This is a genomic window from Methanobrevibacter sp. UBA188 (genome assembly GCF_905234905.1).
Taxonomy (GTDB): Archaea; Methanobacteriota; Methanobacteria; order Methanobacteriales; family Methanobacteriaceae; genus Methanocatella.
On record NZ_CAJOJM010000003.1, the window covers coordinates 85,839 to 90,395 of the forward strand.

The following is a 4,557-nucleotide window of genomic DNA, read 5'->3' on the forward strand; positions in this document are numbered from 1 at the left end:
CACAACTCATCGACCTCGGAAACAAAAAAATCCGATGCTTCAAATACGAAGAAGGTGCATAAAAATGGAACTAAAAGCAACAAACATCTCATTTAAATATCCATCTGCAAAAGAATACCTATTAAAAGACGTTAACCTAGAGCTGGACAACAACAAAATTATGGGATTGATTGGAGACAGCGGAAGCGGAAAGTCTACATTGTGCAAAATTCTATCAGGATATGTTACAAACTACGAAGGTTCTGTGACTTTTGACGGAAATCCTCTCCCTAAAAAAGGATTCAAACCAGTCCAATTAATATATCAACATCCTGAAAAAGTAATGAATCCAAAATGGAAAATGGAACAGGTATTAAAAGAATCATGGGAAGTCCCAGATGATTTATTAAATGAATTCGGTATTCAAAAATCCTGGCTTACACGATTCCCACAGGAACTATCCGGAGGGGAACTACAAAGATTTTCTGTTCTAAGATCTTTAAATCCAAATACTAAATTTTTAATAGCAGATGAAATGACCACCATGCTTGATGCAATAACACAAGTGCAGATTTTAGATTCCGTGCTGAAAATAGTAAAACAAAGAAATATGGGATTTTTACTTGTAAGTCACGACATGGATTTGGTCGATACAATCTGTGACGACAAAATCTATTTAAAAGATTTAAACAAAATTTAATAATTTATTTTTTTATTGTACAATCAACCACACCATCCTATAAATTATAAAATAGAATACTACATATTTTAACGATTAAATATAACAATCGTTTATTTAATTATCTATAAAATATATAATTAATACTTTTTTTGAAAAATTAATGAAAAAGTAATACTTAAATTAGGAATATTTAAATAGTTTTAATAATAATAAATTTTAATTAATTGTTATTAATTATAGTAATAAAAATTAACAAATAATTATGACAATTGCTTAACATTTAAATTTGGAGATATAAATAATGGATACAAAATACATTATTGGAATCATAGCTGTAATTTTAATAGCTGTAATCGCTGGAGCGGTCCTTTTCGGAGGATCATCCACACATAGAGCTGACGACGAACTCGTAGTTGCTGCTTACAGTCACGGAGGAGAACCGGAATCCGGTTTTGATCCAATACTTGGGTGGAACTACTTAGCAGAACCTTTAATACAATCAACATTATTAAAGATGACCCCAGACATGAACTACAGAAATGATTTGGCCACCAACTGGAGTGCCAATAGTAACTTTACAGAATATACCGTGAATATCAGAGATGGCGTCAAATTCACAGACAACACCACATTAGATGCTGAAGACGTAGCATTTACCTACAACATGGCAAAAAATAATGGAACAAGTGACTTGGACTTCGGCACATTTAACAATGCAACTGCAGTAAATAAAACTACTGTCAAATTCTATTTAAATGAATCTGATTCAACATTTGTTGACAAACTAGCATATTTAGGTATCGTACCATCTGATTCATACAACAACAACACTTACGGATCAAACCCTGTTGGTTCCGGACCATATAAATTCGTACAATGGGATAAAGGTCAACAAGTAATCTTAGAGAAAAACCCTGATTACTATGGAAAACAACCTGAATTTAAAAAATTAACAATCTTATTTGCTCAAAATGAAGCTGCATTCAATGCTGCTAAAAACCATGAAGTAGATGTTGCTGCAGTACCATTAGCATTCGCTAATGAAACAGTTGACGGATACAATATGACATTACTCGATACCATTGACGTAAGAGGAATATCATTACCAGTTACAAACAACACTGGAGAAAAAATTGAAGATGCACCAGTAGGTAACAATGTAACTTCTGATTTAGCAGTCAGACAAGCATTAAACTATGGTATTAACAGAACCGCAATTGCTGAAGGAGCATTGAACGGAATTGGATACCCTAACTACGATGGTATTGCTCATCAATTACCATGGGCTAACAACGAATCAGCAATCAAAGACGGAAACATCTCAAAAGCTAAAGAACTCTTAAATGCCTCCGGATGGAAAGATACTAACGGCGATGGAATCGTTGAGAAAAACGGTACCAAAGCTTCACTTAACATATACTACTCAGCATCAGCACCTGAAAGACAAGCTATTGCTGTAATGATTGGCGAACAAGCAAAAGAATTCGGAATCGAAATCAATGCAACCGGTGCTGAATGGGATGAAATCTATAAACATGAATACAGTGACCTTGTCGTATGGGGATACGGTTCTACTGATCCTTCAACCTTGAAAGGTGAATACTACAGTGAAAGCTTTGTTGATGGTACTGGAAACCCAGGACACTACAACAGCAGTGTTGTTGACGGACACATCAAAAACGCAATGAAAATGGATCGTAACGCTTCATTTGCAGAATGGTCTGATGTATCATGGGACGGCAGTCATGGCACATCACCTAAAGGCGACGCAGCATGGTTGTGGGCAGGAGAAATTAAATACGGATACTTCGTAGATGATAGTTTAAACATATCTGAAGATACCGCTCTTATCCAACCTCACGGAGGAGATATCTTCTCAAACATCTATGACTGGACTCGTGTATCCTCAATAAACAAATAAAATTATCAACCAATGAGTTAAATTTTAATAATTTAACTCATCTCTTTTTCCCTTTTTATATAGGAGTTACTTTATGATTAAACATGAAAAACTATTGAAATTTTTAGGAAAAAAACTTGTCAGATTCATTATCCTTCTTATTTTTGTCATTTTATTAAGCTTCATTCTCATCGATATGTCACCTATAAATCCTGTAAAAACATACATCAGCAACGTAATAATATCCCAAGAACAAATTGCCACATTGGAAGCATATTGGGGAGTAAACGAACCGATAACAACTAAGATGATAAATTGGCTTGGAAATATCATCCATGGAGATTTCGGAACATCACTGATTTTCAGAATTCCTGTCATAGATGTCATTAAGGAAAGATTTACAGCATCATTAGTATTGATGTTGACATCATGGATATTTTCAGGAATCTTAGGATTTTTATTAGGAATCGTTGCCGGGTTTAAAAAGGACACAATAATTGACAAGGCAATAAAAGTATACTGTTACACTTTACAATCCGCACCAGCATTTTGGATAGCTTTAGTCATGCTGATGATATTCAGTATTTATCTTGGATGGTTCCCAAGCGGATTGGGAGTTCCTATTGGAAGCTTAAGTGAAAACGTGACATTCTGGGAATGGTTAAACCGTTTGATACTGCCAATGGTGACCTTGAGTATTGTCGGAGTGGCTTCAATTACTTTATATACAAGAGATAAACTAATTGAGGTAATGAATAGCGACTACTTCTTATTTGCAAAAGCAAGAGGAGAAAGCGGATGGAACATTATAAAAAGACATGGGGTGAGAAATGTCTTACTTCCAGCAATCACATTACAGTTTTTAGGATTTTCTGAACTGTTTGGTGGGGCCGTTCTCGTAGAGCAAATATTTACATATCCCGGAATAGGTCAGGCTGCAGTATCCGCAGGTCTTAGAAGCGACGTGCCATTACTTTTAGGAATTGTTATTTTCAGTGCAATATTCGTTTACTGCGGCAATCTAATAGCAGACATTGTCTATAACTTCGTTGATCCAAGAATTAAAGAAGGTGAAGAAGATGGTTAATCCAAATAAAAAAAGCAAAAATCCGCTATCAAGAATGAATTTAAGACAAAAGACATTATTGACCATCGGATTAACAGTTCTCATATTAGTTCTTGTGGTAATCTCAAGTTTATTCATTAATGCAGGAGACATCACTACAAATTTCCAGGCAATGAACAAGCCACCTAGCTTTGAACATTTATTCGGAACCGACTGGATGGGCAGAGATATGTTTACCCGTACATTAAAAGGACTCGGCTTGAGTGTTCAAATCGGTGCTGGAGCATCAATATTGAGCAGTCTTATTGCTATTGCAATGGCATTGATGGGCAGCATAAACAAATATTTGGACTCACTAATGTCTTGGTTAATTGACCTTTTCTTATCAATTCCCCACATTCTTTTGATTATATTGATATCCATTGGACTTGGTGGAGGAGCATTCGGAGTTACAATAGGAGTGGCAGTTACACATTGGACATCACTTGCAAGAGTATTAAGAGCAGAAATCAAACAGATTCAAACTTCTGATTATGTTAAATTATCCGAAAGGTTTGGAAAATCAAAACTATGGATTGCAAGAAGGCATATCCTACCGTTAGTAGTAACCCAAATCATTGTTGGAACAATATTGATTTTCCCACATGCAATCATGCACGAAGCAAGCGTAACCTTCTTAGGATTTGGTCTGTCACCTCACGAACCTGCAATAGGTATCATATTATCCGAATCAATGAAATACCTTGCAACAGGAAACTGGTGGTTAGCTTTATTCCCAGGATTGGCATTGTTAATATTGGTTTTACTGTTTGATATTGCCGGAGAAAACATCAAAAAGATACTTGACCCAACAAGTGCAAACGAATAAAGGTGATTTCATGGAGAAGTTATTAGATGTAGAAAATGTTTCGATTTCATTTATTCAATATA

At 35.2% G+C, this 4,557-nt stretch carries 4 protein-coding genes; all 4 read left to right on the forward strand.

Features of this window, described 5'->3' with window-relative positions; all coding sequences use genetic code 11:
- Positions 1-64 precede the first annotated feature (64 nt).
- The 4 genes from QZ143_RS01425 (at position 65) to QZ143_RS01440 (ending at position 4,495) form a co-directional block, all read left to right on the forward strand.
- Positions 65-679: an ATP-binding cassette domain-containing protein gene (locus QZ143_RS01425; protein ID WP_292880483.1), complete on the forward strand. Its 615-nt coding sequence runs from the start codon at positions 65-67 to the stop codon at positions 677-679.
- Between the two features lie 283 nt (positions 680-962).
- Entirely contained in the window at positions 963-2,582 is a 1,620-nt protein-coding gene (locus QZ143_RS01430) for an ABC transporter substrate-binding protein (protein WP_292880485.1), read from the forward strand.
- Positions 2,583-2,655: 73 nt separating this feature from the next.
- Positions 2,656-3,648 (forward strand): ABC transporter permease, encoded by a 993-nt coding sequence (locus QZ143_RS01435; RefSeq protein ID WP_292609176.1) that lies wholly within the window; start codon positions 2,656-2,658, stop codon positions 3,646-3,648.
- Complete coding sequence (locus QZ143_RS01440; protein WP_292880487.1) at positions 3,641-4,495, forward strand: ABC transporter permease; 855 nt, start codon at positions 3,641-3,643, stop codon at positions 4,493-4,495. Before QZ143_RS01435 ends, QZ143_RS01440 begins: the two co-directional genes overlap by 8 nt.
- The last annotated feature ends 62 nt before the right edge of the window (positions 4,496-4,557 follow it).

Excerpts from the sequence above, each read along its gene's own strand:
- QZ143_RS01425 (WP_292880483.1), top strand. The coding sequence starts at position 65 with ATGGAACTAAAAGCAACAAACATCTCATTTAAATATCCATCTGCAAAA.
- QZ143_RS01430 (WP_292880485.1), top strand. The coding sequence starts at position 963 with ATGGATACAAAATACATTATTGGAATCATAGCTGTAATTTTAATAGCT.
- QZ143_RS01435 (WP_292609176.1), top strand. The coding sequence starts at position 2,656 with ATGATTAAACATGAAAAACTATTGAAATTTTTAGGAAAAAAACTTGTC.
- QZ143_RS01440 (WP_292880487.1), top strand. The coding sequence starts at position 3,641 with ATGGTTAATCCAAATAAAAAAAGCAAAAATCCGCTATCAAGAATGAAT.